This is a genomic window from Streptomyces sp. NPDC048479, assembly GCF_040651435.1.
Classification (GTDB): Bacteria; Actinomycetota; Actinomycetes; order Streptomycetales; family Streptomycetaceae; genus Streptomyces.
Window position 1 is genome coordinate 141,634 of the sequence record NZ_JBEZKA010000004.1, and the last position, 26,222, is coordinate 167,855.

Below are 26,222 nucleotides of genomic sequence, written 5' to 3' on the forward strand. Positions count from 1 at the left end.
AAGTACCCACTTTGAAGTAAGGTACTGGTATGGCCGTAAGTAGAGATCCCGACGTCAATCACGCGATGTGCCCGTCGCGTCTGATCCTCGAGCACGTCACCAGCCGCTGGGGTGTGCTCGTTCTCGCCGCCCTGCTGGAGCGCTCGTACCGCTTCAGCGAGCTGCGCCGCGAGGTCGGTGGTGTCAGCGAGAAGATGCTCGCCCAGACCCTCCAGACGCTGGAGCGCGACGGTTTTGTGCACCGCGACGCCAAGCCGGTGATCCCGCCGCGCGTCGACTACTCGCTGACCGCGCTCGGCAAGGAGGCCGCCGAGCAGGTGTGGCGGCTGGCCCGCTGGACGGAACGGCGGATGCAAGAGGTCCTGGTGGCGCGCGCGGCATACGACGAAGCCCGGACCTCCTGACGGGAGATCCGGGCCTCGGACGGTCCGTGGAGCGTCAGCCGACGACGGTCCAGGTGTCGTTCCCGGCGAGCAGCGCGGCCAGGTCGCCCTTGCCGTTCTGCTCGATGGCGGTGTCGAGCTGGTCGGCCATCATCGTGTCGTAGACCGGCCGCTCCACACTGCGCAGCACCCCGATGGGCGTGTGGTGCAGAGTGTCCGGGTCGGCGAGGCGGGAGAGCGCGAAGGCCGTGGTCGGGCTGGCGCTGTGCGCGTCGTGGACCAGGATCTGCGACTCGTTCTCCGGCGTGACGGCGACGACCTTCAGGTCACCCGTCGCCAGGTCCCGTACGACACCCTTGTCGCCGTCGTTCCCGAAGCGGATGGGCTGTCCGTGCTCGAGGCGGATGATCGCCTCCTCCGCCTGCTGCTTGTCCTTCAGTACCTCGAAGGCGCCGTCGTTGAAGATATTGCAGTTCTGGTAGATCTCCACCAGCGCCGTGCCCCGGTGGTCGGCGGCCTGGCGGAGCACTTCGGTGAGGTGCTTGCGGTCGGAGTCCACGGTGCGTGCCACGAAGGACGCCTCGGCGCCGATCGCCAGCGACACCGGGTTGAAGGGCGCGTCCAGCGAGCCCATCGGCGTCGACTTGGTGATCTTGCCGACCTCGGAGGTCGGGCTGTACTGGCCCTTGGTGAGTCCGTAGATGCGGTTGTTGAAGAGCAGGATCTTCAGGTTCACATTGCGGCGCAGCGCGTGGATCAGGTGGTTTCCGCCGATGGAGAGGGCGTCGCCGTCACCGGTGACGACCCAGACCGACAGATCGCGGCGCGAGGACGCGAGCCCGGTCGCGATGGCGGGAGCGCGGCCGTGGATGGAGTGCATCCCGTAGGTGTTCATGTAGTACGGGAAGCGGGAGGAGCAGCCGATTCCGGAGACGAAGACGATGTTCTCCTTCGCCAGGCCGAGTTCGGGCATGAAGCCCTGCACGGCGGCGAGGATCGCGTAGTCACCGCAGCCTGGGCACCAGCGCACTTCCTGATCGGACTTGAAGTCCTTCATGGACTGCTTGGCGTCGGCCTTGGGCACCAGCGAGAGCGCCTCAGTCATTGATGGCCTCCTTGAGAGCTGCGGCGAGCTGCTCGGCCTTGAACGGCATGCCGTTGACCTGGTTGTAGCTCTGTGCGTCGACCAGATATCTCGCCCGGATCAAGGTGGCGAGCTGGCCGAGGTTCATCTCGGGTACCACTACCTTCTGGTAACGCTCCAGAACCTCGCCCAGATTCCTCGGGAACGGGTTGAGGTGGCGCAGATGGGCCTGCGCGATGGGGAGGCCGGCGGTGCGCAGTCGACGTACGGCGGCCGTGATCGGCCCGTACGTCGAGCCCCAGCCCAGGACGAGCGTGGCCGCGCCGTGCGGATCGTCGACCTCGACGTCGGGGACCTCGATGCCGTCGACCTTGGCCTGGCGGGTGCGGACCATGAAGTCGTGGTTGGCCGGGTCGTAGGAGATGTTGCCGGTGCCGTCCTGCTTCTCGATGCCGCCGATCCGGTGCTCGAGTCCGGGCGTCCCCGGAACCGCCCAGGGACGCGCCAGGGTCTGCGGATCACGCTTGTACGGCCAGAACACCTCCGTACCGTCAGCCAGCTCGTGGTTCGGGCCGGTGGCGAACTGCACACGCAGGTCCGGGAGCTCGTCGATCTCGGGGATCCGCCACGGCTCGGAGCCGTTGGCCAGATAGCCGTCGCTCAGCAGCAGCACCGGGGTGCGGTAGGTGAGCGCGATCCGGGCCGCCTCGAGAGCGGCGTCGAAGCAGTCGGCGGGCGTACGGGGCGCGACGATCGGGACCGGGGCCTCGCCATTGCGTCCGTACATCGCCTGCAGCAGATCGGCCTGCTCGGTCTTGGTGGGCAGACCGGTCGAGGGCCCGCCGCGCTGGATGTCCACGATCAGCAGCGGCAGCTCCAGGGAGACCGCAAGACCGATGGTCTCCGACTTCAGCGCCACGCCGGGGCCGGAAGTGGTGGTGACGCCGAGCGCGCCGCCGAAGGCCGCACCCAGAGCCGCGCCGATGCCCGCGATCTCGTCCTCGGCCTGGAAGGTCCGTACGCCGAAGTTCTTGTGCTTCGAGAGCTCGTGCAGGATGTCGGAGGCCGGCGTGATGGGGTACGAGCCCAGGTAGAGCGGCAGATCGGCCTGCTTGCTCGCGGCGACCAGCCCGTAGGAGAGGGCCAGATTCCCGGAGATGTTGCGGTAGGTGCCGGTGGGGAACGCCTTGCTCGCCGGCGCGACCTCGTAGGAGACCGCGAAGTCCTCGGTCGTCTCGCCGAAGTTCCAACCCGCTCTGAACGCCGTGATGTTCGCCTCGGCGATCTGCGGCTTCTTGGCGAACTTGGTGCGCAGGAAGGTCTCGGTGCCCGCGGTCGGCCGATGGTACATCCAGCTCAGGAGCCCCAGCGCGAACATGTTCTTGGAGCGCTCGGCCTCCTTGCGGGAGAGCCCGTACTCCTTGAGCGCCTCGATGGTGAGTGTCGTCAGCGGCACCGGGTGGACGCGGTAGGCATCCAGCGAGCCGTCGTCCAGGGGCGAGGCGTCGTAGCCGACCTTGGCCATCGCCCGCTTGGCGAATTCGTCGGTGTTGACGATGATCTCGCCGCCGCGCGGCACATCGGCGATATTCGCTTTGAGGGCGGCGGGGTTCATGGCGACCAGCACGTTCGGCGCGTCGCCCGGGGTGAGGATGTCGTGGTCTGCGAAATGCAGCTGGAAGCTGGAGACGCCCGGGAGGGTTCCGGCAGGCGCCCGGATCTCGGCGGGGAAGTTCGGAAGTGTGGAGAGGTCGTTGCCGAACGACGCGGTCTCCGAGGTGAACCTGTCACCTGTGAGTTGCATACCGTCACCGGAGTCACCCGCGAAGCGGATGATCACCCGGTCCAGTCGACGGATTTCCTTCTCGGCGGACCTGCGCTGCTCGCCGACGAGAGCCTCATCGGACTCGTCATCGGCCTGCTCGGCTGGGCTACTGACCTGGCTGGTCACTGAACTGGACCTCCCTCGAGGCGGCTGTTCGGGCCCGGTCGGCCCACCGGCCGTCCCAATGCCACCCTACGTCCGTAAGGGTGGCCTTCCCTGGACCGCTCATATGCCGGACGTCTTTTTGAGACGCTCTGATGCCCTGGTTTTGCCATGCTCCGCTCCGCCCCCCGGGTCCGTGGGTAAAGACGCTCCCTGTCCATTATTTGGTTCTGGGTCTGCCGCTCCACTCGATATCTGACAGAGTGTCAGTCAATTAGGAGTTCAGGTAGGTCAGCACCGCCAGTACACGCCGATGATCACCGTCACTGGGGGAGAGTCCGAGCTTCAGGAAGATATTGCTGACATGCTTCTCGACCGCGCCGTCGCTCACCACGAGCTGCTTGGCGACCGCGGAGTTCGTCCGGCCCTCGGCCATGAGGCCGAGTACTTCGCGCTCGCGCGGAGTGAGCCCGGCCAGCACATCCTGCTTACGGCTCCGGCCCAGCAGCTGCGCCACCACCTCGGGGTCCAGCGCGGTACCGCCCCGCGCCACCCGGACCACGGCGTCCACGAACTCACGCACCTCGGCGACCCGGTCCTTGAGCAGATAGCCCACGCCGCGGCTGCTGCCCGCGAGCAGCTCGGTGGCGTACCGCTCCTCGACGTACTGCGAAAGGACCAGTACCCCGACCCCGGGATGTTCCTTGCGCAGCCGCACCGCCGCCCGTACGCCCTCATCCGTATGAGTGGGCGGCATCCGCACGTCCGCGACCACCACATCCGGCAGCGCGTCCTGCGTGGCCAGGTCGGCGACCGTCTTGATCAGCGCATCCGCGTCCCCCACGCCGGCCACGACATCGTGTCCGCGGTCGGTCAGCAGCCGGGTCAGGCCCTCCCGAAGCAGTACTGAGTCCTCGGCGATGACCACCCGCACTCTGTCCTCCACAACCCTGCAGCCCCCATGTCGATGTGCTTCCCACCCCTGCACCTTCCAGCATCCCAGTATTCGGACCGGATTGCGGGGTATTCAGCCTCGTGGGGGACCCCCCGGACGAAGTCTGGGGGAGTCTGGGGTTCGGGGCTTGGGGGCGGGGCTCGGGGCCTCGGGCCGGGCAGCCCCGACGTGGGGCAGGAGCTCTCGGGGTCAGCCGCGCCAGGGAAGCTCGGCCGTCACGGTCGTCGGGCCACCGACCGGTGAGTCCACGGCCAGGATTCCGTCCACGGCGTCCAGTCGCTCGGCCAGACCCGCGAGGCCGGTGCCGACCGAGGTGTCCGCGCCGCCCCGGCCGTCATCCGTGACCTGCAGCATCAGCCGGTCCTGGGAGCGCCAGACATCCACCGTGGCACGGCCTGCCTGCGCGTGTTTGCTGACGTTCTGGAGCAGCTCGGAGACGGTGAAGTACGCGATGCCCTCGATGGCGGGGGCCGGCCTGGCGGGCAGGTCCACCTCCACGCTCACCGGGACTGTGCAGCGTGAGGCGACGGAGGAGAGCGCGGCGTCCAGTCCGCGGTCGGTCAGTACGGCGGGATGGATGCCGCGGGCCAGATCGCGCAGCTCCTGCAAGGCCACCTTCACCTCGCCGTGCGCCTCGTCCACCATGCGGGCGGCAGCGTCCGGATCCTCGAGCAGCTTCTCCTTGGCGAGACCGAGGTCCATGGCGAGTGCGACCAGGCGGGCCTGCGCGCCGTCGTGCAGATCGCGCTCGATACGGCGCAGATCGGCCGCTGCCGTGTCGACGACCATGCCGCGGTCCGACTCCAGCTCGACGACGCGCGTGGCGAGCCTGGAGGGCCCGAGGAGCCCGGCGACCAACACCCGGTCCACGCTCACCAGACCGCGCATGAGCCAGGGGGTGGCGAGCGTGAGGACCAGGCCGATCAGGCTGGTCACGGCGAGCTCGAAGGGCTCGTCCAGGTAGAAGTTGCGCGTGCCGTCGCCGTACACCTGCAGGCCGTCCTGGCCGGCGTACAGCGGGAAGACCCAGTGGTACAGCGGGTAGAGCAGCAGGGTCCAGCCGGTCACCCAGAACGTCAGCGAGACGCAGAAGGCGAAGACCGCCCACGGGAAGTGCAGTACCGCGTAGATCAGATGCCGCCAGGATGCCCCGCTCTTGAGGACCGCGCCGACCCAGGGCATCAGCCCGCTCTTCTTGCCGCGCAGGGGCGCGGGGTCGGCGACGTCGAGGCCCAGCAGGGCGCGGGCCCGAGCGCGCTCCAGCGCGCCGAGCCCGCGGCAGCCGACCAGACCGGCGGCCAGGACCGGGATCCCGAGGAAGGTGACGAGCAGCCCCGCACCGAGCGAGACGGTGGTGATCGCGAAGGTGAAGAACACGATGCTCATCGGGAGGCTCAGCAGCAGATAGCCGAACTCGCGCCAGGTGCGGCCCTCGAGCGGTGCGCGCAGCGCGGGGGGGATGAAGTGGTCCCGGGTCTCCGGTCGGTAATCCGTGGCCATCGATGTCGTCCGTTCTGCGATGCGGGCTGTCATGACTCAAGGCTGCTGCGGCCGCGGGCCGCACACCATGAGGGCGGTTCCCGTCTTGGGGCGGGGGTTTTCCCCACCATGGGGTTATGTGCGGGCGGGTCGGGGCGGAGCGGACCGGTACTCCCGGCACCCCGGCGCTGCCCCGGCACCCGGGCGCTGCCCCCGCGCGCCGGGCCGGCCCCGTCAGCGTTTGCCGCTGCCGCTGCCGCGCTCCCGCCACGGCAGCTCCGCCGTGACGATGGTCGGCCCGCCGACCGGTGAGTCCAGCACGAAGAGCCCGTCCACCGCGCCCAGCCGCTCGGCCAGACCGGCCATGCCCGTACCGCCGTCCAGTGACGCACCGCCGCGTCCGTCGTCCTGGACCTGGATCAGCAGCCGGTCGTCCGCCCGCCAGACATCCACCGAGACGTTCTTCGCCTGCGCGTGTTTGCTGACGTTCTGGAGCAGCTCGGAGACGGTGAAGTACGCGATGCCCTCGATCGCCTCGGCCGGGCGCTCCGCCAGATCGACGGTCACCTTCACCGGGACTGTGCAGCGTGAGGCGACGGAGGAGAGCGCGGCGTCCAGTCCGCGGTCGGTCAGTACGGCGGGATGGATGCCGCGGGCCAGATCGCGCAGCTCCTGCAAGGCCACCTTCACCTCGCCGTGCGCCTCGTCCACCATGCGGGCGGCAGCGTCCGGATCCTCGAGCAGCTTCTCCTTGGCGAGACCGAGGTCCATGGCGAGTGCGACCAGGCGGGCCTGCGCGCCGTCGTGCAGATCGCGCTCGATACGGCGCAGATCCGCCGCTGCCGTGTCGACGACCACACCCCGGTCCGACTCCAACTCGGCGACACGGCGCTCCAGTTCGTCGGAGGGGGAGAGCAGACCGCGCACCATCGCACGGTCGGCGTTGGCCAGTCCGCGTGCGACGAAGGGGAGTACGGGCCAGAGCACAAACAGGCTCACCAGCGTGATCGTGAAGGTCAGCACACCCCAGGGCAGCCGGATGAAGGAGTACAGCACCGACCGCCACGCCACCGGGTCCTTCAGGCCCACCCATAGCCAGGAGACGAGTCCGTCGCGGCGCTGGGATCCGTGCAGGGACCCGTGCAACGGGCTCGGCTCGTCTATCCGTACGCCGAGCAGCGCCCGGGCCCGGGCCCGCTCCGCCTTGCCGAGGCGGCGCGCGCCCGCGAGGCCGAGAGCAAGGAGCGGCAGACCGATCACCGTCACCGACAGTGCCACACCGGTGAAGATCGTGAACGCCACGTAAACAAACCCGATCAGGGCGATCGGCAGATTGGCGAGGAGATGCGCGACCTCCGTCCAGGTGTGGCGGCCGAAGGCGAAGCGCGCGGGTGGCAGCCGGTCGCTGTCGGGAACGGTGATGCTTGCGGTCATACGCCCCACCCTGCCGGGCCGGGTCGCCGCACGCCATGGGGTACATGGGTGGGATGAAGTAGGGATAACCCCACCCGATGCGAGACGCGACTGCTTACGGTCGCTTTAGCAGGGCCTAGACTCGCGTGCGTATAGATCGTCGTACAGATCGTCGAATAGATCACCTGGATCACCTGGATCACCAACGAGGTCAGGGAGCGAGGGGCGGACGTGCCGGAACCGACCGTGGCCGTGCTCGCGGCGGACCACTTCGCCAGCTATTTCGAGAGCTATTCGGTCGTCGGACTGCTCGCGCTGATCGGCGTGCTGTTCGTCGCCGTGGCCTTCGGGGCGGGGCGGCTGCTGCGGCCTGTGGTGCCGACGCCGGAGAAACTGCTGACGTACGAATGCGGAGTGGACCCGGTGGGCGAGGGCTGGGCGCACACCCAGGTCCGCTACTACATCTATGCCTTTCTGTACGTGATCTTCGCCGTCGACTCGATCTTCCTCTTCCCGTGGGCGACGATCTTCGCCGCCGCCGGATACGGCGCGACGACACTCGTGGAGATGTTCATCTTCCTCGGCTTCCTGGCCGTGGGACTGCTCTACGCATGGAAGAAGGGCGTCCTGACATGGGCGTGACCCCGGAGATCTCTTCGAACCCGGAGATCGCTTCGAACCCGGCGAACCCCGCGAACCCGGCGAACCCCGCGAACCCGGCGAACCCCGCGAACCCCGCGAACGCGGCGAACCCGGCGACTCCGGAGCTCCTGCCGGAGCCGAAGCGTCTGGGCGTTCTTTCGCGCCTGGCCCCGGAACCCATGAAGGTGGTCCTCAACTGGGGGCGCCGCTACAGCCTCTGGGTCTTCAACTTCGGGCTCGCCTGCTGTGCGATCGAGTTCATCGCCGCCTCGATGGCGCGCCACGACTTCATCCGGCTCGGCGTGATCCCCTTCGCGCCCGGCCCGCGTCAGGCGGACCTGATGGTCGTCTCGGGCACAGTGACGGACAAGATGGCGCCTGCGGTGAAGCGCCTGTACGAGCAGATGCCCGAGCCCAAGTACGTCATCTCCTTCGGCGCCTGCTCCAACTGCGGTGGCCCGTACTGGGATTCGTACTCCGTGACCAAGGGCGTCGACCAGATCATCCCGGTCGATGTGTACGTGCCCGGCTGCCCGCCCCGTCCCGAGGCGCTGCTGCAGGGCATCCTGATGCTGCAGGAGAAGATCGCGCGCGAGTCGCTCGGCGAGCGGTACTCCGCACGTCCCTCTGCCGCTGCTCTGCAGAGCGGCCTGGTGCAGCCGCCGGCCGCGCCGTCGCCGTCCCCGGCCACGGCTCCGGCTCCGGCTCCGGAGGAGAGTGCCGAGTGACCACCACCGCCTACGACCGCCTTCCGGAAGCCGCCGCCGAGATCTTCGGCGAGGAGACCACCGCCGAGCGGACGTACGACCTGCTCACGGTCGACGTCCCCGTCGGCTCCTGGATCGCCGCGCTCGAGATCGCCCGCGACAAGCTGGGCTGCACCTACTTCGACTGGCTGAGCGCGGTCGACGAACCGGGTACGGGCTTCCGGGTCTGCGCCCATGTCGTGTCTCTCGAGGGCCGGAGCGTACGCCGCCTGCTGGTGCGCACCACGGTCCCGCACGAGGCCCCCGAACTCCCGTCCGCCGTCGAGATCTACGCGGGCGCCGCCTGGCACGAGCGCGAGACGCACGAGATGTTCGGCATCTCCTTTGCCAATCACCCGCACCTGGTCCCGCTGCTCCTGCCGGACGGCTTCGAGGGCCACCCGCTGCGCAAGGACTTCGTCCTGGCGGCCCGGGTCGTGAAGGCGTGGCCGGGCGCGAAGGAGCCGGGGGAGTCGGAGCACGGCGGCCCCAAGCGCCGCCAGATGCTCCCGCCCGGCGTCCCGGACCCGAACGAATGGGGCCCCCTCAAGGGTCAGCTCCCTCCGGCCACTGCCCGCCCGGCGAGGTCGGCGCGCACGGCCGGCGCCGGCGCCACCGGCGACCGCCCGCCTCGTCGTGCCCGTAGCGTCTCGGAGGGCTCGGCGTCCCAGACACCGGAGGCGACGCCGACGACTCCCGAGGCTCCGGCCACGCCTCGTCGTGCCCGGAGCGTGTCGGAGGGCTCGGCGACGCAGCGGAGTGCGACGACGGAGGAGAAGCAGGCGACGGAGGGCAAGCCCGCGACGCCGGAGGCCCCCGCGACGCGCGAGGCTCCCGCGGCGCCCAGCGAGCCCGAGGCGCCCTCCCTGCAGTCGGCGCAGGGGACCCGCAGTTCGGACGCCCCCTGGCACAAGCCGCGCCCCGCCTTCGACGACGCAGCCGCACCCGAGGCTCCCGACTCTGAGGCTCCCGCATCCGAGGCTCTCGCACCTGAAGGCCCGGCACCTGAAGGCCCGGCACCCGAGGGCCCGGCACCCGAGGGCCCGGCACCCGAGGGCCCGGCACCCGAGGGCCTGGCACCCGAGGGCCCGGCACCCGAGGCTCCCGCGGCGGCCGATGAAGCCGCCCCGACCAAGCCCGCCTCGCCCGAACCCACCCCGCCCGAGACCGACGAATCCGCACCCGACTCGGCCGAACGCCCCGGAGGAGACGCGTGAACGACGCTCTCGACGTCGCCACCCGGCTGGTCATCATCCTCGCCGTGTTCCTCGTCCTTCCTCTTGTCATCGGGCAGACCGAGCACAAGGTGATGGCCCATATGCAGGGCCGCCTCGGCCCCATGTACGCGGGCGGTTTCCACGGCTGGGCCCAGCTCGTCGCGGACGGCGTGAAGTTCGCGCAGAAGGAGGACGTGGTCCCGGCCAACGCCGACCGCCGGATCTTCCAACTCGCCCCCGCCGTCGCCCTCCTTCCGTACCTCCTCGTACTGGTCGCGATCCCGATCGGCCCGAGCGAGGGCGCGGTCGGGATGGTCGTCGACGCGGGCATCTTCTTCGTGCTCGCCGTGATGGGTGTCGGGGTGCTCGGCTCGCTGATGGCGGGCTGGGCTTCGGCCAATAAGTTCTCCCTCCTCGGCGGTCTCCGTACCGCCGCGCAGCTGCTGGCGTACGAGCTGCCGATGCTGCTGACCGCCGCCTCCGTCGCCATGGCGGCCGGCACCGTCTCGCTGCCCGGCATCCTGAACGCCTTCGAGTGGTGGTGGCTGCCCTGGCAGATCGTGGGCGCCCTGGTCTTCTTTGTCGCGGGCCTCGCCGAACTCCAGCGACCGCCCTTCGACATGCCGGTCGCCGACTCCGAGATCATCTTCGGTGCCTACACCGAGTACACCGGCCTCCGTTTCGCGCTGTTCCTGCTTGCCGAATACGCGGGCATCGTCGTCCTGTGCAGTCTGACCACCGTCCTTTTCCTGGGCGGCTGGCACGGCCCGTTCGGGGCCGACGGCCTCGGCTGGGTCTGGACCCTGCTCAAGACGGCCGTGCTCGCCTTCGTCGTCATCTGGCTGCGCGTGACCTATCCACGCATGCGCGAGGACCAGCTGCAGAAACTCGCCTGGACCACGCTCGTCCCGCTCGCCCTCGCCCAGATCGCCCTCACCGGCATCGTGAAGGTGGTGATCCAGTAATGCCTCCGATCCCCGGATCCGGCCTCGCGAAGGGCCTCGCCGTCACCCTGCGGACGATGACGAAGAAGACCGTCACCGCGCAGTACCCGGACACCCAGCCCGAACTGCCGCCCCGCACCCGCGGCGTGATCGGTCTGTTCGAGGAGAACTGCACGGTCTGCATGCTCTGCGCCCGTGAGTGCCCCGACTGGTGCATCTACATCGACTCCCACAAGGAGACGGTCCCGGCCGCGGCCCCCGGCGGCCGCGAGCGCAGCCGCAATGTCCTCGACCGGTTCGCCATCGACTTCGCGCTCTGTATGTACTGCGGCATCTGCATCGAGGTCTGTCCTTTCGACGCGCTGTTCTGGTCCCCGGAGTTCGAGTACGCGGAGACGGACATCCGCGAGCTCACTCACGAACGCGACAAGCTCCGCGAGTGGATGTGGACGGTGCCCGCGCCGCCCGCGCTCGACCCGGCCGCCGAGGAGCCGAAGGAGCTCGGCGCCGCCCGCAAGGCGGCCGAGAAGCTCGCGGCCGCGCAGGCGGAGGCCAACGAGGCACCGGCCGACCCGTCCGACGGCACGACCCGGACCGACGGCACCACCACCCGGGGGGCCGGGGGCACCCTGCCGTCCGACGGCACCCCACCGGCCTCGCCGCCCGCGGGCGAGGGGGGCCCGGCATGATGCTCGCCGTAGCCGAGACCCACGGCTTCCTCTCCCCGACCGGCGTCGAGATCCTCTTCGCCCTCGTTGGCCTCGCCACCCTCGGCGCGGCCGTCATGGCCGTCGCGACAAAGCAGCTGGTGCACGCAGCCCTCTGGCTGGTCGTGGCGCTCGGCGGCCTCGCCGTCGAATACCTGCTGCTGACGGCGGAGTTCATCGCCTGGGTGCAGGTCCTGATCTACGTCGGTTCCGTGGTCGTCCTCCTTCTCTTCGGGCTGATGCTCACCAAGGCCCCCATCGGCCGCTCCCCGGACGCCGACTCCGGAAACCGCTGGGTCGCCCTCTCCGTGGCCGTCGCCGCCGCGGGCTCCCTGGTCTGGGTCGTCGTGGACGCGTTCCGTACGACCTGGATCGACCTGGACGGACCGGCCCAGGGCTCCACCCAGGTGGCCGGCCAGATCCTCTTCCGGCACTGGGTACTGCCTTTCGAGGCGCTCTCCGTACTGCTGCTCGCCGCCCTCGTCGGCGCGATCGTCCTGTCCCGCAAGGACACCAAGGACCCCGAGGGGAAGAGCTGATGCACCTCGCCTATCCCGCCGTGCTCGCCGTCCTCCTTTTCAGCGTGGGGCTTTACGGAGTACTCGCACGGCGCAACGCGATCCTTGTCCTGATGTCCGTCGAGCTGATGCTCAACGCCGTCAACCTCAACCTCGTCGCCTTCGACGTCTGGCTGCGCGACACCCTGCACGCCGGCCAGGCACTCACCCTCTTCACCATCGCCATCGCCGCCGCGGAGATCGGCATCGGCCTGGCGATCGTCCTGACGGTCTACCGCAACCGCGGAAGCTCGGACGTCGACAGACTCCGCGACACCGCCGAGGGCCCCGACGACACTCCTGACGCCTCCGACGCCTCCGACGCGACCGCCACTGCGAAGAAGGCGGAGGCCACCGCGTGACCACTACGACCCTCGCCGTCCTCGTCCCCCTCCTTCCGTTCCTGGGCGCCGCTGCCGGACTACTGCTCGGCCGCACCGCCCCCGGTTTCGTACGGCCCCTGGCCGTCCTGCCGACACTCGCCGCAGCCGCCATCGCCGTCGTCGTCGCGATCCGCCAGGGTGGGGGGAAGGCGATCGACGCCTCGACCCAGCTCACGCCCACTGGGTCGGTCCCGATCGACCTCGCCCTGCACCTCGACGGATTCGCGGTCCTGGTCGCTGTGCTGGTCGGGGTCGTCGCGTCCTGTGTGCAGATCTACTCGACGGGCTATCTCCGCGACGACCCGCGCTATCCCTCGTACGCGGCTCTCGTCTCCCTCTTCACCTCCGCGATGCTGCTCGTCGTCTACTCCGGCGACCTGATGGTGCTCCTGGTCGGCTGGGAGATCATGGGCATCTGCTCGTACTTCCTCGTCGGCCACTACTGGGAGACGCCCGAGGCACGAGCCGCCTCCCTCAAGGCCTTCCTGGTCACCAAGCTCGGCGATGTCCCCTTTCTGTTCGGTCTGTTCGCACTCGCCACCGACGCCGGCACGTTCCGGATCACCGGGATCCTCGGCGCCGTCGCGGCCGGTGGCATCCAGCACCCCACCCTCGTCGCGCTGCTGCTCCTCGCGGGCGTGGCAGGCAAGTCGGCGCAGTTCCCGCTGCACACCTGGCTGCCCGACGCGATGGCGGGCCCCACTCCCGTCTCCGCGCTGATCCACGCCGCGACGATGGTCGCGGCCGGTATCTACTTCGTGGCCCGCCTCCTTCCCGTCTTCGCCGCCTCCGCGGCAGCTCTCACCGTCCTCGCCGTGATGGCCGCGGTCACCATGGTCGGCTCGGGGCTCGCGGCCCTCGCCCAGGACGACATCAAGCGCGTCCTCGCCTACTCGACGATCGGCCAGCTCGGCTATATGTCGGGTGCCCTGGCCGTCGGTGACCGTGGTGCCGCCGTCTTCCACCTCATGTCTCACGGAGCGTTCAAGGCACTGCTCTTCCTTGCCGCCGGCGTGATCATCCACGCCTCCGGCACCAACTCGCTCGCCACCATGTCCCGGATGAGCGGCCTCGCGAAGCGCGTTCCCGACGCCTACTGGACGATGACCGTCGCCCTGCTCGCGCTCGCCGCGATCCCTCCCTTCGCCGGCTTCTTCTCCAAGGAAGCCGTCCTCGTGGCCGCCGAGCACGCCGCGCTCGGCGAAACCGACATCGCACCCGGGGCCGCGGGCTGGCTGGTGCTCGTCGCCGGACTGCTGACCGCCCTCCTCACCGCCGCATACGCGACCCGCCTCTGGCTGCTCACCTTCCGCGGCCGTGGAGTCGAAGCCCCCGGCCACGGCCGACAGCCCATCACCATGAACGCCGTGCTCTGGGTTCTCGCCATCCCCTCACTCGGTTTCGGGCTGACCTTGACCTACATCGACGGCTGGTTCGACGGCCACAGCCTCACCCCGACCGTCACCACCGCCGTACTCGGCACCGGTGTCGCGCTCGTCGGCGGACTGATCACCTACGGCACCTGGCGCGCCGTGCAGTTCCGGCAGGACGCCGCCCGGACGCCCATGGGTGTAGTCGCCGCCCACCCGGACGCCGCGCCGTTCGTTTCCGAGGCCGAGGCCATCGCCTCCCACGCCGCTGCGTTCGGCGATCCCGCGACGGCCCCCGATCCGAGCGACCCTGGCCGCCTCCTGCTCGGCCCGCTCCACCGCCACGCCGCAGCCGGCTTCCACCTCGACGCCGTCTACTCCGCTCTGTTCGTACGTCCCGTCCGGGCTGCCGCCCAGCTGGTCCGCTTCCTCGACCGCGAGGTCGTCGAGACGTACGTACGCGGCGCGGGCACCGGCCCCCGCTGGCTCGGCGCCGCCGTCCGCCGCGCCCAGACCGGAAATGTGCAGACCTACCTCGGTGCGCTGCTCGCCGGTTCCGTCGCCCTGGCGATCGCCGCCGTCGTCCTTGCCAACGTCAACGCCGGATCGTGAGCCGTGATCGATATCAGCGAGTCCGTGATGCAGTTCCTTCTCGCGTTCATCGTCGTCGGCCCGCTCGTCGGCGCCGCGGCCGCGCTTCTGCCCGCCCCGCCCGGGCTGCGCGGCAAGAGCCCGGACCAGGCGGTCCTGCGCCACGGCGTGACCGTCACCGGCGTGATCCTCGTCGCCGCGATCGTCCTGGCCCTCGGCTTCGACCATGACCACCCGTCCAAGATGCAGGCCACGACGGACATCAGCTGGATCGCCGCACTCGATGTGCGGATCCACTTCGGCATTGACGGCATTTCACTCCCCCTTGTCGTCCTGACCGCGCTGCTGACCTTCCTCTGCGCGCTGTACAGCTACTTCAAGATGCCTTCGGGCCCGTCCCCGAGGGCCTTCGTCGCGCTGCTGCTCGTCCTCGAATCCGGGACTCTCGCGACCTTCGCCGTCCTCGATCTGCTGCTCTTCTTCCTGGCCTTCGAGATGGTCCTCATCCCGATGTACTTCCTCATCGCCCGCTGGGGCGGCGAGGCGCGGCAGTCCGCCGCCTGGAAGTTCATCCTCTACACGCTGCTCGGCTCCGTCGTGATGCTGCTCGGCCTGCTGCTGATCGGGCTGAAGACCGGCACCTTCGACATGGTGGCACTCGCCACTGACAACGGCCGTGGGCTGAGCGTATCCGTGCAGGTCATCGCGGTTCTGGCGATCGGGATCGGCCTCGCCGTGAAGACTCCGATGTGGCCGCTGCACAGCTGGCTCCCGGACGCCCACACCGCGGCGCCGACCGTCGGCTCCGTCCTCCTCGCCGGCGTGCTGTTGAAGATGGGTACGTATGGATTTGTCCGTATCGTGCTCCCCATCGCCCCCGACGGCATGCAGACCTTCGCGCCGTATCTCGCCGCCTTCGCCGTCGCCGGTATCGTCTACGGATCCCTCGCCTGCCTCGCACTCGCCAAGCAGGGTGCCGGCGGCGATCTCAAGCGCCTGATCGCATATTCCTCCGTCGGCCACATGGGCTTCGTGCTCCTCGGCATCGCCACGTTGACCCCCACCGGCGTCAACGGCGCGCTCTTCGCCAACATCGCCCACGGCCTCATCACCGGCCTGCTCTTCTTCCTGGTCGGAGCGCTCAAGGACCGCTACGGCACGGCCGACCTCGACACTCTCGCCGGCGCAACCGGCGCCGCGCTCTACGGTCGCGCCCCGCGCCTCGGTGGCTTCCTCGCCTTCGGCGCCGTCGCCTCTCTCGGGCTCCCGGGCCTGGCCGGATTCTGGGGCGAGATGCTCGCGATGTTCGGTGCCTTCCACCCCGCCGACGGGCTCAGCCGCTCCGCCTTCCTCACCTTCATGGCGATCGCCGGCTTCGGCACGCTGCTCACCGCCGCGTACCTCCTCGTCGTCGTACGCCGTGTCTGCATGGGCGCGAAGCCCGCCGAGGAGACGCCGGAGCTCGCCGACATCCAGACGTACGAATTCGCCGCCTGGACCCCGCTCGTCGCCCTCACCGTCCTCGCCGGACTGTGGCCCGCGGTCCTCCTCGGCCTCACCGACCCGGCCGTGCAGAAGCTCCTCGCAGGAGGCAAGTCGTGACCGTGGCAGCCGACAGCGTCACCAGCCTCGTCCAGTCCGTCGACTGGCTCACGATCGCGCCGCCCACCATCACCGCGGTGGTCGCCCTGATCGTGCTCGTCGCCGACCTCTTCGTACCCGAGAAGCGCAAGCCGCTGCTCGGCGTCGTCGCGATCGCCGGCCTCGTCGTCGCGCTCATCACCCTCCTGCCGCTGCGCAAGGGCAACCGCGCGACGTTCTGCCTCACGACGGACGCCGACGCCTGCAGCTACACCGCCGATCACTTCACGCTGGTCATCCAGTTCCTGGTGCTCGGGGGCGCACTGCTCACCGGGCTGCTGTCGTTCCATGACACCGGGAGGAAGCTCCCCGCAGGGGAGTTCTGGTTCCTGCTGCTCTCATCCGCGGCCGGCGCCGCCCTGCTGCCCGCCTCGCGCGACCTTGCCACCCTCGTCGTGGCCCTCGAGGTCGCCTCGCTGCCCGCCTTCGCGCTCGTCGGCCTCAGGCGCGGAGACCGGCTCTCCAGCGAAGCAGCCCTGAAGTTCTTCCTCTCCTCGGTCACCGCGACTGCTGTGATGCTCCTCGGCGTGAGCTTCGTGTACGCCGCGACGGGCACCCTCCACCTCACGCAGGTCGCCGCCGGACTCGACAACGTCCCCGGTCAACTGGGCACCCTCGCCAAGGCAGGCGTCGCCCTGACTCTCGTCGGCTTCGCCTTCAAGACGGCCGCGGTCCCCTTCCACTTCTGGGTCCCCGACACCTATGTGGGCGCCCCGCTGCCCGTCGCCGCGTATCTCTCCGTCGTCGGAAAGGCGGTCGGGTTCTCCGGCCTCATCCTGGTGACGGTCATCGCGTTCCCCGCCTACGCGGACGTCTGGGGTCCGGCCATCGCCGTCCTCGCCGGTCTCACCATGACGGCGGGCAATGTCGCGGCGCTGCGCCAGTCGGCCACGCGCGCGTGGAGCGCGGTACGCCTGCTGGCCTGGTCCTCCGTGGCGCAGGCCGGCTACCTCCTGGTGCCGATCGCAGCCGCGGCGTACTCCAGCGACGACCAGATCGGCGCGACCGTCGCGTACGCCCTGATGTACGCCGTGGTGAACCTCGGGGCCTTCGCGGTCGCGGCGCTCGTCGCCCGTACGAAGCCGCTGAACCGGATCTCCGACTACCGCGGCCTCTACGCCACCCGACCGCTCGTCGCCCTCGCCATGGGCTTCTTCCTGCTCTGCCTCGCCGGTCTGCCGCCCGGCATCATCGGCCTGTTCGCCAAGGTGACCGTCTTCTCCTCGGCCGTCGAAGCGGGCCTCGGCTGGCTGGCCGTCGTCATGGCCATCAATGTCGTGATCGCCCTCTACTACTACCTGCAGTGGACGGCGATCCTCTTCCGCGCCCCGGAGGCTGTCGCGGAGACCGCCGAAGAAGGTGCCGAGACGGCCGAACCGGTCCGCAGCAGCACCCCGACGCCGGTCACTGTCGCCATCGTCCTGACCGCCGTCGTCGGTGTCGTCCTCTCCGGCTACCCCCAGCTGGTTCTTCGCTTCGCTGCGAGCAGCCTGTTCTGAGCGCCACCCGAACGGCCCAGCCCAGGGCCGAGCGCACAAGGGAACTCGCCTCCTTCGCCTGGCGTTGACCAGTAGAGAAGGGTCCACTGAAGAGTGGAGCAGCACCACGCAAAGGGTCCCCTGCCGCACCATTTGGAGGGCGTACCGTGCACCGCCGGCACAATGGGCTGAAGACCGCCGTACTCCTCGGGGGACTGTCCGCACTCATCCTCGTCATCGGCAGCTTCTTCGGCCGTACGGGCCTGCTCGTCGCGCTCCTCGTGGCGCTCGGCACCAATGCGTACGCCTACTGGAACAGCGACAAGCTGGCGCTGCGGGCCATGCGCGCCCGCCCCGTCAGCGAATTCGAGGCACCCGCGCTCTACCGCATCGTCCGCGAGCTGTCGACCGCCGCCCGCCAGCCCATGCCCCGCCTCTACATCTCGCCGACCCAGGCCCCCAATGCCTTCGCCACCGGCCGCAACCCGCGCAATGCCGCGGTCTGTTGCACCGAGGGGATCCTGCGGATCCTCGACGAACGCGAGCTGCGCGGCGTCATCGGCCACGAGCTGAGCCATGTCTACAACCGCGACATCCTCATCTCCTCGGTCGCCGGCGCGCTCGCCTCCGTGGTGATGTTCCTGGTGAACTTCGCCTGGCTGATCCCCATCGGCCGCTCCGACGACGACGAGGGCCCGGGCCTCGTCGGCATGCTGCTGGTCGTGATCCTGGGCCCGCTGGCCGCTTCCGTGATCCAGCTCGCCGTCAGCCGTTCGCGCGAGTACGAGGCCGACGCTTCGGGCGCTCAGCTCACCGGCGACCCGCTCGCCCTGGCGAGCGCCCTGCGCAAACTCGACGCCGGTACGAAGCAGTTGCCGCTGCCGCCCGAGCCGCGGCTGGAGACTGCGAGCCATATGATGATCGCGAATCCCTTCCGTCCAGGCCAGGGGCTGTCCAAAATGTTCTCCACCCACCCACCCATGGCGGAGCGCATCGCCAGACTCGAGCAAATGGCAGGTCACCGACCGTGAAGACAATCCTGAACGTCATATGGCTGATCCTGTGCGGCTTCTGGATGTTCCTCGGCTACCTGTTCGCCGGACTGCTGCTGTGCATCACCATCATCGGCATCCCCTTCGGCCTGGCCGCGTTCCGTATCGGTGTCTACGCTCTCTGGCCCTTCGGCTACACCGTGGTCGAGCGCCGCGACGCCGGCGCGCCGTCCTGCGTCGGCAATGTGCTGTGGTTGGTCCTGGCCGGCTGGTGGCTGGCGCTGGGCCACATCGTCACCGGCATCGCCCTGTTCATCACGATCATCGGCATCCCACTGGCCATCGCCAACTTCAAGCTGATCCCGGTCTCCCTGCTGCCCTTCGGCAGGGAGATCGTCCGCACGGACCAGCCGTTCACCTCTCGGTAGGCCGCGGAACGGCCCTTCGCCGACCCGCCCTCCTCGCCCGGGCCGTGCCGGGCGGATTTCCGCGCCCGAACGTGAGGCCTCAGAGCCGCCGAACCCCGTACACCGCCGCACCCACCGCCAGCACTGCCGCGCCCGCGGCCACGGACGACAGCGGTAGCGCGAAAGCCAGCACCAGGCAACCCACAAGGCCAGTACTCGCCACTACCCGGCGCCGGGAACTCAGCGTCCAGGCCGAGGCGTTGGCGATTGTGTAGTACACCAGCACTCCGAACGACGAAAAGCCGATCGCCCCACGCACATCCGCCGTCGCCGCCACCACCGCGACGACCGCCCCCACGGCCAGCTCCGCACGGTGCGGCACCTGGAACCGCGGGTGCACAGCGGCCAGCGCTCCCGGCAGATGGCCGTCCCGGGCCATCGCCAGCGTCGTACGGGAGACGCCGAGAATCAGCGCGAGCAGAGACCCGAGCGCCGCCACCGCGGCCCCCACCCGAACGACGGGCGCCAGCCAATGGGCGCCCGCCGCCCGTACGGCATCGGCGAGCGGAGCTGTCGCCCGCCCCAAATCGCCGGCTCCCAGCACTGAGAGGACGGAGACCGCGACGCACACATACACCACCAGAGCGATGCCCAGCGCCAGCGGGACGGCGCGCGGGATGGTACGTGCCGGATCGCGCACCTCCTCGCCCAGCGTGGCGATCCGCGCGTACCCGGCGAAGGCGAAGAACAGCAGCCCCGCCGCCTGCAGCACCCCGTCGGCCGAGGCGTCCGCGCCCACGTCCAGCCGTCCGAAGTCCGCAGCCCCCGACCCGAGGGAGACCACCACGACCGCAGCGAGGACCGCCAGCACCACAGCCACGATCGCCCGCGTCAGCCACGCCGACTTCTGAACGCCCCCGTAGTTCACGGCAGTCAGCGCCACCACCGCGGCGACCGCCACCGCGTGTGCCTGCCCCGGCCACGCATAGGCCCCGACCGTCAGCGCCATCGCCGCACACGATGCCGTCTTCCCCACGACGAACGCCCAGCCCGCCAGATACCCCCAGAACGCGCCGAGCCGCTCACGTCCGTACACGTAGGTCCCGCCGGATGCCGGATACAGGGCGGCGAGCCTTGCCGACGACATGGCGTTGCAGTACGCGACCACCGCGGCCAGCGCCAGGCCGAGCAACAGCCCCGACCCGGCAGCACTGGCCGCCGGGCCCAGCGCCACGAAGATGCCCGCCCCGACCATCGACCCCAGCCCGATCACGACCGCGTCGAAGACCCCCAGTGACCGCCGCAACCCTTGTGCCATGCGTCGCAGGCTACTGATCTCCGCAACCACGTCGCATCCGGCCTGCGTCCTCCACGACAACACCGTACGAAAGGCAGGTTCACGGCATGGGAATCATCAGCTGGCTCATCCTCGGACTGCTTGCCGGGGCCATAGCCAAGATCCTGCTCCCGGGACGCGACCCGGGCGGCCTGATCGGCACCACTCTCATCGGTATCGCCGGCGCCTTCACCGGCGGCTGGATATCGGCCCGCTTCCTGGACCGGCCGATCACCAATGAGTTCTACGACGGCCCCACTTGGGCCGCGGCCATCGGCGGCGCGCTCGTCCTACTGATCGCCTACCGGATCCTGTTCGGCCATTCCCGCTCGCGCTAGCCGGCGCCGCCCGGGCCCTGCACGGTCCGCGTCCGGACGTGGGCCCGGACGCGGACGCGCACCATGGACTCGGACCCGGCTCGAACCGGAGCCCGCCCCGGCTCCGCTCAGTCCGGCAGTCCGGTCTCCCGCAGGGTGATGTTCAGGCGTCCACCGCTCATCCCCGTCGCCGGGTCGGCCGTCCCCGCGTACACCTTCGGCACCCCGTGGTACGCGAAGCGCGACGGGCCTCCGAAGACGAACAGGTCCCCGGAAGCCAGCTCCACATCCGTGTACGGCCGCCCCCGCGTCTCGGTGTTCCCGAACCGGAAGACGCAGCTGTCGCCGATGCTCAGCGACACCACCGGTGCACCGGACCGTTCCTCCTTGTCCCGGTGCATGCCCATCCTCGCCGTGCCGTCATAAAAGTTGATCAGCGCAGTGTCGGGGATGTACTCGGCGGGGGAGTAACCCTGGTCCTCCCCATACGCCCCGACCAGCGCCCTACGCCCCAAGTCCACCAGCCAGTCCGGGAATACGGCGACCCGTGCGCCGTTCACGTCGTCCGCGGTACGGGAGTACCGGTACGGCTGCCAGTGCCATCCGACGCACACGGTCTGTACGGACATCACGCCGCCGCCCGGCAGAGCGGTGTGCCGGAGCGGTACGGGACCGCGCGCCCAGCTCCGGCATGCCTCGACCAGTTCCCGCTGCCGGTCCACGGGGAGCCACCCCGGCACATGCACGGCGCCGGGGGCGACGACCGCCCGTTCCCTCGGGAACAGGGTTCCGCTCACGATGCCGCCAGGGCGCCTTCGAGCCCGAGGAGCCGCTCCTTGCGCTCAAGCCCGCCCGCGTACCCCCGAAGCGCCCCGTCCGCCCCGATCACCCGGTGGCACGGCCGTACGACCAGCAGCGGATTGCGACCGATCGCCGTCCCCACGGCGCGCACGCCCACCGCCGATGTGCCCACCCGCGCGGCGATCTCCCCGTACGTCGCCGTCTCCCCGTACGGAATCTCCTCCAGTGCCTGCCACACGCGCCGCTGGAACGCCGTCCCGCCGCCGACGTACTCGATCTCGAAGTGCGTCAGCCGGCCCCCGAAGTACGACGTGAGCTGGGTGACGATCTCCTCGAAGGACTCCGGGGCACGCCGCCACCCGTCCTGGACGACGGCGGCGCCCTTCTGTCCGGGCAGTGAGAGCGAGGCGAGTGCGGTGCCGCCCTTCGCCGTGGCGGACGCCTCGCCGACCAGCAGCAATGCGCCCAGCGGGCTGTCGATGGTCGCGTAGACCGTCATGGCTTGTTCCTTCCCTCGCAGCGTGTCCTACGCCCTACGCCTACGAGTCTGCGACCCCGGCCCCGCCGAAGCTGGCGGGATTCGGACGTCACACCCGCACAGGGCGAGGGCGGAGCGACCGAGCCGCTCCGCCCCCGGTCCGCCCGGCGCGCCCCGCCGGAGTCAGCGGTAGTTCACGAACTGCAGGGCGAACTCGAAGTCCTGCCCCTTCAGCAACGCCTGCACGGCCTGCAGGTCGTCCCGGCTCTTCGAGCTGACCCGCAGCTCGTCGCCCTGGACCTGCGCCTTGACGCCCTTCGGGCCCTCGTCACGGATGATCTTCGCGACCTTCTTGGCGTTCTCCTGGGAGATGCCCTCCTCGATCGAGGCGAAGATCTTGTACTCCTTGCCGGACAACTGCGGCTCGCCCGCGTCCAGCGCCTTCAGCGAGATCCCGCGCTTGACCAGCTTGGACTGGAAGACGTCGAGGATGGCGGCGACCCGCTCCTCGGAGTTGGCCTGCATAAGGATCTTCTCGCCGGACCAGGCGATCGACGCCCCGACGTTCTTGAAGTCGTAGCGCTGCGAGATCTCCTTCGCGGCCTGGTTGAGGGCGTTGTCGACCTCCTGCCGCTCGACCTTCGAGACGATGTCGAAACTGGAGTCGGCCATGTCCTGTGGCTCCTTGTATCGGGTGCGTGGAGGCGCGGCCGGAACTGCCCGGACCGCTCCCGCAAGCCTAGCCACCCGCACCCGCCCCGAGTGCTGATCAATCCGGTAGCGAAGCACCCCCGGGCATCAGGTATCGTTTACGTCGTTGCCACGGAGCACCACCCCACAGCGGGTGACTTTCACGGCGACATCCCATGGCGGTGTGCCCGAGTGGCCAATGGGAACGGACTGTAAATCCGTCGGCTTAGCCTACCCAGGTTCGAATCCTGGCGCCGCCACGTGATGACGATGGCCCCCGATCTGCGAAACGCGGACCGGGGGCCATCGGCGTATTCAGGATCGAGCCCGAAGCAGCAGCCCGACGTACGCCGGTCAGCCGCTCACCCCGGCGCACCTCCCCGTGGACGGCAGGCTGCTCGGCGACCACGCCCCCTCAGTCCGCCAGCCGGAACGCGAGCTCGATCTCCCATTTGGACATGTCCGGCTCCACCCGCGGGTCCGTCAGATACGACTCGATACGGCAGGCCCAGCGCTCAACACCGTCCACCACCGTCATGTCCCACTCCAGGCCCTCCCGCGCCGCCCACTCCCGCAGCTCCGTGATGGTCGCGAACAGCCGGTCGGGATGGCCGGTGTGGGTGACCGTCACATAGCGGCCCGCGGGCAGTACCGCGATGCCGATGTCGCCCTCCGGCTCCGGCGCGGAGACGACGGGCATCCCCGCTTCGACCTCCGACTCCCCGTCCATGTCGATGGCGTTGAAACGGAAGAACGGGGCCCCGTTGAACTCCGCCCCGCGGCTGGTCAGCCAGCCGATCAGTTCCGGCAGCCGGTCCGCGATCACGGCGAAGGCGTCCATTCGTACGGCCCCGCGGACGAAGGCGTACAACTGCTCCCCGCGTTCCACGATCGTCGGCTGGATCTCAGACATCTGTTTCCTCATGGCATCAAGGACTGTGCGGCGACCGGGAATTCATCGGAACAGCACCCCGCCGGTCAGTTTCCGGCGACGTCTTTGACCGCGACGGTCACCGGCACCGAGCCGCTGATCAGTTCCAGCGTCAGCCCTGCCGTTGCCGGCGACTCCACGAGCTCCGCGAGCACGGCCGCCACATCGTCACGCGGCACTGTTCCAGGGCCCGTCGAGGCTTTCAGCTGTACGAGACCGGTGCCCGCGTCGTTCGTCAGCATGCCAGGCCGCAGAATCGTCCACTCGACGCCGGACTTGGACCGTACGTAGTCGTCCGCGGCGCCCTTCGCCCGCAGATAGACGTCGAACTCCGAGTCGCCCGGGTGCTGGGCGTCGGCGCCCATCGACGACACCACGATGAACCGCCGTACGCCTGCTCGTTCCGCCGCGTCCGCGAAGAGCACCGCGGCGCTGCGGTCCACCGTTTCCTTGCGTGCGGCGCCGCTGCCCGGGCCCGCGCCCGCCGCGAACACTGCCGCTTCGGCGCCCTGCAGCACCGCCGCGACCTCCTCGACCGAGGCCGACTCCAGGTCCAGGAGGACCGGTTCGGCCCCCGCTTCCCGCAGGTCGGCGCCTTGTTCCGGCTTGCGGATGATGCCCGCGACCTCGTGTCCGCGCGCCGAGAGCAGACGCTCAAGACGGAGCGCGATCTGACCGTGTCCTCCAGCGATGACAATGCGCATGACTACGACGGTACGTCCGAAGCGCGGCGCTCGCTCACGGACCGGCGTCCGGTCGCGGCTCAGGGACCGGTGTCCGGCCGCCCCTGCCGCGGCAGTTCGAGAGCGACGGCGACCGCCGAGTCGCAGTACTCACGCACCGCGCTGGTACGGGCCACCACCCGCCCGCGGTGAATGACGATCCGGCTGTACGCCAGCGACAGCACGCCCGAGATCCGCTCGCCGCGCACCGCCAGCAGCTCCGCCGGGAAACCGGCCTCCACCCGCACCTCGGGCAGCCCCATCGCCTCCCGGGCGGCCCCGGCCACGGCCCGGTAAGCGTCCTTGGACCGCATCCGGCCCTGCGAGGCCAGCAGATACGCCGCCTCCAGCGGATCCCCGCGGCCCACCGGGTTCGACACGTCCCGCAGCGCCCCGCTGCCCGCCGCGACCCGCACTCCAGCCGCGCGCAGCAGCCGCACCGGTGCGTTGCCCCGGTGTTCCACGGCCGCGCAGCCGCCCTGCGGCACACAGACCACCGTGACGCCGGCCGCCGCGAGCTGGTCGGCGGCCCTGGATGCCGACTCGCGCGGCTGTCGAGCGAGCCCCGCGCACGGCCCGATCACCACTCCCGACCGCAGCCCGCCCGCCATTGCCGCCAGCCGTGCGAGCCGCGCCGGATCGTCGCCGTGGGTGTGCAGGTCGACGGGGCAGCCGTGCTCGGCGGCGACCTCCAGCACTGCCTCCGCGTACCCGGTCGGATCGGGGTCGGCGTCCGGACAGCCGCCCACCACCCCGGCGCCCATCTTCATCGCGTCGCGCAGCATCGCCAGACCGTCAGCCCCGGCGACGCCCGTGAGCAGCCCGGGCACCGCGACGGCCGTCAGATCCGCCAGCCCGCGCAGTGAGCGCCGAGCCTGGAGCACTGCCTCCAGCGGGCCGAGACCCTGCACATCTCCGATGCGTACGTGCGAGCGCAGCGCCGTCGCACCGTGCCCGAGCTGCAGCAGCGCGGCCTCGGTGGCCCGCCGCTGGACATCTTCGGTCTCGTACGAGACGGGGCCGGGGGAGTCGGCGGTGAGCGCGGTGTCGCCATGGGCGTGCGGCTCGGCCGGGGCGGGCAGCAGCAGATAGCCGCGCAGGTCCACGCGGGCGGAGTGCGGGGTGAGGCTGCCCGCGGTGCCGACCGCCTCGATGCGTCCGCCACTGAGCCGTACGTCGACGGTGCGGCCGTCCGTGAGCCGGGCGCTGCACAGGAGCAGCGCAGTGGTGTCCGCGGTGGCGCCGTCGTGGGGCTGCGGCTGGCTGTCGGGCATCGCGCTCCTGCGTGGGGCGGTGGGGCTCGGGCGGCGCGACGAAGGGCAGGATCACGCAGCGTGAGTGAGCCTAGGGGCGCTCGGAGCGCGCTTCGAGGAGGAGCGCAATAGTCGTACCGGTGTGGCCACGAGTGGCGTACGGGACGGGCGGGGCGGAAGCCGGGCTGAGGACCGGGCAGCGGGCCACGAAACGGATTTGGGCGATCGGCGACCGACCGTGTAATGTCTTCATCGCTCGCCCCAATAGCTCAGTCGGTAGAGCGTCTCCATGGTAAGGAGAAGGTCTACGGTTCGATTCCGTATTGGGGCTCTGATGTCGGAGACCCTCACCTTCGGGTGAGGGGATCCGGTATCGAAGCGGTGTAGCTCAGTCGGTAGAGCAAGCGGCTCATAATCGCTGTGTCACCGGTTCAAGTCCGGTCACCGCTACATACAGTAGCCGATTGTGGGGTCGGTCCTCCGATCGGCTACTCTTTTATGCGTTCATCCGTCCATCCGTCCAAGGAGCACTCACGTGGCTGCCACCGACGTCCGCCCGAAGATCACGCTGGCCTGCGTGGAGTGCAAGGAGCGGAACTACATCACCAAGAAGAACCGGCGTAACAACCCGGACCGTCTTGAGATGAAGAAGCACTGCCCGCGCTGCAACTCGCACACGGCGCACCGCGAAACCCGCTGAATCAGGCTCGTACACGAGGCCGTCCCCACTGGGGGCGGCCTCGTGTCGTTTGTAGTGGCCAAATCCCGGCAGGGCCAA

Annotated in this window: 27 protein-coding genes and 3 tRNA genes; 18 read left to right on the forward strand and 12 right to left on the reverse strand. The window is 69.7% G+C overall.

What is annotated here, in order from left to right:
* Nucleotides 1-29: 29 nt before the first annotated feature.
* Nucleotides 30-404 (forward strand): helix-turn-helix domain-containing protein, encoded by a 375-nt coding sequence (locus AB0D12_RS08170; protein ID WP_362678246.1) that lies wholly within the window; start codon nucleotides 30-32, stop codon nucleotides 402-404.
* A 34-nt stretch (nucleotides 405-438) separates the two neighbouring features.
* Here the strand turns inward: AB0D12_RS08170 and AB0D12_RS08175 are convergent, their stop codons facing one another.
* From AB0D12_RS08175 to AB0D12_RS08195, 5 genes are all read right to left on the reverse strand, one after another.
* Complete coding sequence (locus AB0D12_RS08175; RefSeq protein WP_327325443.1) at nucleotides 439-1,488, reverse strand: 2-oxoacid:ferredoxin oxidoreductase subunit beta; 1,050 nt, start codon at nucleotides 1,486-1,488, stop codon at nucleotides 439-441.
* Entirely contained in the window at nucleotides 1,481-3,418 is a 1,938-nt protein-coding gene (locus tag AB0D12_RS08180) for a 2-oxoacid:acceptor oxidoreductase subunit alpha (protein ID WP_362678248.1), read from the reverse strand. Before AB0D12_RS08180 ends, AB0D12_RS08175 begins: the two co-directional genes overlap by 8 nt.
* Before the next feature lie 250 nt (nucleotides 3,419-3,668).
* On the reverse strand, nucleotides 3,669-4,328 hold the full coding sequence (locus tag AB0D12_RS08185) for a response regulator transcription factor (RefSeq protein ID WP_362678250.1): 660 nt from the start codon (nucleotides 4,326-4,328) through the stop codon (nucleotides 3,669-3,671).
* Between the two features lie 210 nt (nucleotides 4,329-4,538).
* Nucleotides 4,539-5,849: a sensor domain-containing protein gene (locus AB0D12_RS08190; RefSeq protein WP_362678797.1), complete on the reverse strand. Its 1,311-nt coding sequence runs from the start codon at nucleotides 5,847-5,849 to the stop codon at nucleotides 4,539-4,541.
* Nucleotides 5,850-6,062: 213 nt separating this feature from the next.
* Nucleotides 6,063-7,262 carry a sensor domain-containing protein gene (locus tag AB0D12_RS08195; protein WP_362678252.1) on the reverse strand — a complete coding sequence of 400 codons (1,200 nt, stop codon included), beginning with the start codon at nucleotides 7,260-7,262 and terminating at the stop codon, nucleotides 6,063-6,065.
* 210 nt (nucleotides 7,263-7,472) lie between these two features.
* Here AB0D12_RS08195 and ndhC point away from each other — a divergent pair, with 210 nt between their 5' ends.
* The 12 genes from ndhC to AB0D12_RS08255 all read left to right on the forward strand — a co-directional run bounded on the left by ndhC (nucleotide 7,473) and on the right by AB0D12_RS08255 (nucleotide 18,937).
* Nucleotides 7,473-7,883 carry an NADH-quinone oxidoreductase subunit A gene (ndhC, locus tag AB0D12_RS08200; RefSeq protein WP_327325446.1) on the forward strand — a complete coding sequence of 137 codons (411 nt, stop codon included), beginning with the start codon at nucleotides 7,473-7,475 and terminating at the stop codon, nucleotides 7,881-7,883.
* Nucleotides 7,874-8,611: an NADH-quinone oxidoreductase subunit B family protein gene (locus AB0D12_RS08205; protein ID WP_362678254.1), complete on the forward strand. Its 738-nt coding sequence runs from the start codon at nucleotides 7,874-7,876 to the stop codon at nucleotides 8,609-8,611. The genes ndhC and AB0D12_RS08205 overlap by 10 nt, the downstream gene beginning before the upstream one ends.
* Nucleotides 8,608-9,846, forward strand: a complete 1,239-nt coding sequence (locus AB0D12_RS08210) for an NADH-quinone oxidoreductase subunit C (RefSeq protein ID WP_362678256.1) — start codon at nucleotides 8,608-8,610, stop codon at nucleotides 9,844-9,846. Before AB0D12_RS08205 ends, AB0D12_RS08210 begins: the two co-directional genes overlap by 4 nt.
* Nucleotides 9,843-10,811 (forward strand): complex I subunit 1 family protein, encoded by a 969-nt coding sequence (locus tag AB0D12_RS08215; protein ID WP_362678258.1) that lies wholly within the window; start codon nucleotides 9,843-9,845, stop codon nucleotides 10,809-10,811. Before AB0D12_RS08210 ends, AB0D12_RS08215 begins: the two co-directional genes overlap by 4 nt.
* On the forward strand, nucleotides 10,811-11,479 hold the full coding sequence (locus tag AB0D12_RS08220; protein ID WP_362678260.1) for an NADH-quinone oxidoreductase subunit I: 669 nt from the start codon (nucleotides 10,811-10,813) through the stop codon (nucleotides 11,477-11,479). Before AB0D12_RS08215 ends, AB0D12_RS08220 begins: the two co-directional genes overlap by 1 nt.
* The gene (locus AB0D12_RS08225) at nucleotides 11,476-12,036 is read left to right on the forward strand and encodes an NADH-quinone oxidoreductase subunit J (RefSeq protein ID WP_362678262.1); all 561 of its coding nucleotides are present in this window, start codon (nucleotides 11,476-11,478) and stop codon (nucleotides 12,034-12,036) included. The genes AB0D12_RS08220 and AB0D12_RS08225 overlap by 4 nt, the downstream gene beginning before the upstream one ends.
* Nucleotides 12,036-12,416: an NADH-quinone oxidoreductase subunit NuoK gene (gene nuoK, locus AB0D12_RS08230; protein WP_362678264.1), complete on the forward strand. Its 381-nt coding sequence runs from the start codon at nucleotides 12,036-12,038 to the stop codon at nucleotides 12,414-12,416. Before AB0D12_RS08225 ends, nuoK begins: the two co-directional genes overlap by 1 nt.
* Nucleotides 12,413-14,419 carry an NADH-quinone oxidoreductase subunit L gene (locus AB0D12_RS08235; RefSeq protein ID WP_362678266.1) on the forward strand — a complete coding sequence of 669 codons (2,007 nt, stop codon included), beginning with the start codon at nucleotides 12,413-12,415 and terminating at the stop codon, nucleotides 14,417-14,419. Before nuoK ends, AB0D12_RS08235 begins: the two co-directional genes overlap by 4 nt.
* Nucleotides 14,420-14,422: 3 nt before the next feature.
* Nucleotides 14,423-16,000 carry an NADH-quinone oxidoreductase subunit M gene (locus tag AB0D12_RS08240; protein ID WP_362678268.1) on the forward strand — a complete coding sequence of 526 codons (1,578 nt, stop codon included), beginning with the start codon at nucleotides 14,423-14,425 and terminating at the stop codon, nucleotides 15,998-16,000.
* A complete protein-coding gene (locus tag AB0D12_RS08245) occupies nucleotides 15,997-17,538 on the forward strand; it encodes an NADH-quinone oxidoreductase subunit N (RefSeq protein WP_362678270.1) in 1,542 nt (513 codons plus the stop codon). Before AB0D12_RS08240 ends, AB0D12_RS08245 begins: the two co-directional genes overlap by 4 nt.
* A gap of 146 nt (nucleotides 17,539-17,684) precedes the next feature.
* A complete protein-coding gene (htpX, locus tag AB0D12_RS08250; protein ID WP_362678272.1) occupies nucleotides 17,685-18,548 on the forward strand; it encodes a zinc metalloprotease HtpX in 864 nt (287 codons plus the stop codon).
* Entirely contained in the window at nucleotides 18,545-18,937 is a 393-nt protein-coding gene (locus tag AB0D12_RS08255; RefSeq protein WP_362678274.1) for a YccF domain-containing protein, read from the forward strand. The genes htpX and AB0D12_RS08255 overlap by 4 nt, the downstream gene beginning before the upstream one ends.
* 79 nt (nucleotides 18,938-19,016) lie before the next feature.
* Here the strand turns inward: AB0D12_RS08255 and AB0D12_RS08260 are convergent, their stop codons facing one another.
* Nucleotides 19,017-20,234: an amino acid permease gene (locus AB0D12_RS08260; RefSeq protein WP_362678276.1), complete on the reverse strand. Its 1,218-nt coding sequence runs from the start codon at nucleotides 20,232-20,234 to the stop codon at nucleotides 19,017-19,019.
* An 86-nt stretch (nucleotides 20,235-20,320) separates the two neighbouring features.
* Here AB0D12_RS08260 and AB0D12_RS08265 point away from each other — a divergent pair, with 86 nt between their 5' ends.
* Complete coding sequence (locus tag AB0D12_RS08265) at nucleotides 20,321-20,590, forward strand: GlsB/YeaQ/YmgE family stress response membrane protein (RefSeq protein WP_362678278.1); 270 nt, start codon at nucleotides 20,321-20,323, stop codon at nucleotides 20,588-20,590.
* Between the two features lie 107 nt (nucleotides 20,591-20,697).
* Here AB0D12_RS08265 and AB0D12_RS08270 read toward each other — a convergent pair whose 3' ends face one another.
* The 3 genes from AB0D12_RS08270 to AB0D12_RS08280 all read right to left on the reverse strand — a co-directional run bounded on the left by AB0D12_RS08270 (nucleotide 20,698) and on the right by AB0D12_RS08280 (nucleotide 22,520).
* Nucleotides 20,698-21,366 carry an alpha-ketoglutarate-dependent dioxygenase AlkB gene (locus AB0D12_RS08270; RefSeq protein ID WP_362678280.1) on the reverse strand — a complete coding sequence of 223 codons (669 nt, stop codon included), beginning with the start codon at nucleotides 21,364-21,366 and terminating at the stop codon, nucleotides 20,698-20,700.
* A complete protein-coding gene (locus tag AB0D12_RS08275; RefSeq protein ID WP_362678282.1) occupies nucleotides 21,363-21,869 on the reverse strand; it encodes a methylated-DNA--[protein]-cysteine S-methyltransferase in 507 nt (168 codons plus the stop codon). The genes AB0D12_RS08270 and AB0D12_RS08275 overlap by 4 nt, the downstream gene beginning before the upstream one ends.
* A 162-nt stretch (nucleotides 21,870-22,031) precedes the next feature.
* On the reverse strand, nucleotides 22,032-22,520 hold the full coding sequence (locus AB0D12_RS08280) for a YajQ family cyclic di-GMP-binding protein (RefSeq protein ID WP_327325461.1): 489 nt from the start codon (nucleotides 22,518-22,520) through the stop codon (nucleotides 22,032-22,034).
* A 196-nt stretch (nucleotides 22,521-22,716) separates the two neighbouring features.
* Between AB0D12_RS08280 and AB0D12_RS08285 the strand changes: the two genes are divergently transcribed.
* Nucleotides 22,717-22,798 (forward strand) — tRNA-Tyr (locus AB0D12_RS08285).
* A 155-nt stretch (nucleotides 22,799-22,953) separates the two neighbouring features.
* Here AB0D12_RS08285 and AB0D12_RS08290 read toward each other — a convergent pair.
* From AB0D12_RS08290 to AB0D12_RS08300, 3 genes are all read right to left on the reverse strand, one after another.
* Nucleotides 22,954-23,451, reverse strand: coding sequence for a GyrI-like domain-containing protein (locus AB0D12_RS08290; protein WP_362678284.1), 498 nt, complete (start codon nucleotides 23,449-23,451; stop codon nucleotides 22,954-22,956).
* Nucleotides 23,452-23,516: 65 nt separating this feature from the next.
* On the reverse strand, nucleotides 23,517-24,173 hold the full coding sequence (locus AB0D12_RS08295; protein ID WP_362678286.1) for an SDR family oxidoreductase: 657 nt from the start codon (nucleotides 24,171-24,173) through the stop codon (nucleotides 23,517-23,519).
* 59 nt (nucleotides 24,174-24,232) lie between these two features.
* Nucleotides 24,233-25,465, reverse strand: coding sequence for an amidohydrolase family protein (locus AB0D12_RS08300; RefSeq protein ID WP_362678288.1), 1,233 nt, complete (start codon nucleotides 25,463-25,465; stop codon nucleotides 24,233-24,235).
* A 237-nt stretch (nucleotides 25,466-25,702) separates the two neighbouring features.
* Between AB0D12_RS08300 and AB0D12_RS08305 the strand changes: the two genes are divergently transcribed.
* The 3 genes from AB0D12_RS08305 to rpmG all read left to right on the forward strand — a co-directional run bounded on the left by AB0D12_RS08305 (nucleotide 25,703) and on the right by rpmG (nucleotide 26,144).
* Nucleotides 25,703-25,775 (forward strand) — tRNA-Thr (locus tag AB0D12_RS08305).
* Between the two features lie 46 nt (nucleotides 25,776-25,821).
* Nucleotides 25,822-25,894: transfer RNA gene (locus AB0D12_RS08310), tRNA-Met, on the forward strand.
* An 85-nt stretch (nucleotides 25,895-25,979) separates the two neighbouring features.
* On the forward strand, nucleotides 25,980-26,144 hold the full coding sequence (gene rpmG / locus AB0D12_RS08315; RefSeq protein WP_003956487.1) for a 50S ribosomal protein L33: 165 nt from the start codon (nucleotides 25,980-25,982) through the stop codon (nucleotides 26,142-26,144).
* Nucleotides 26,145-26,222 lie beyond the last annotated feature (78 nt).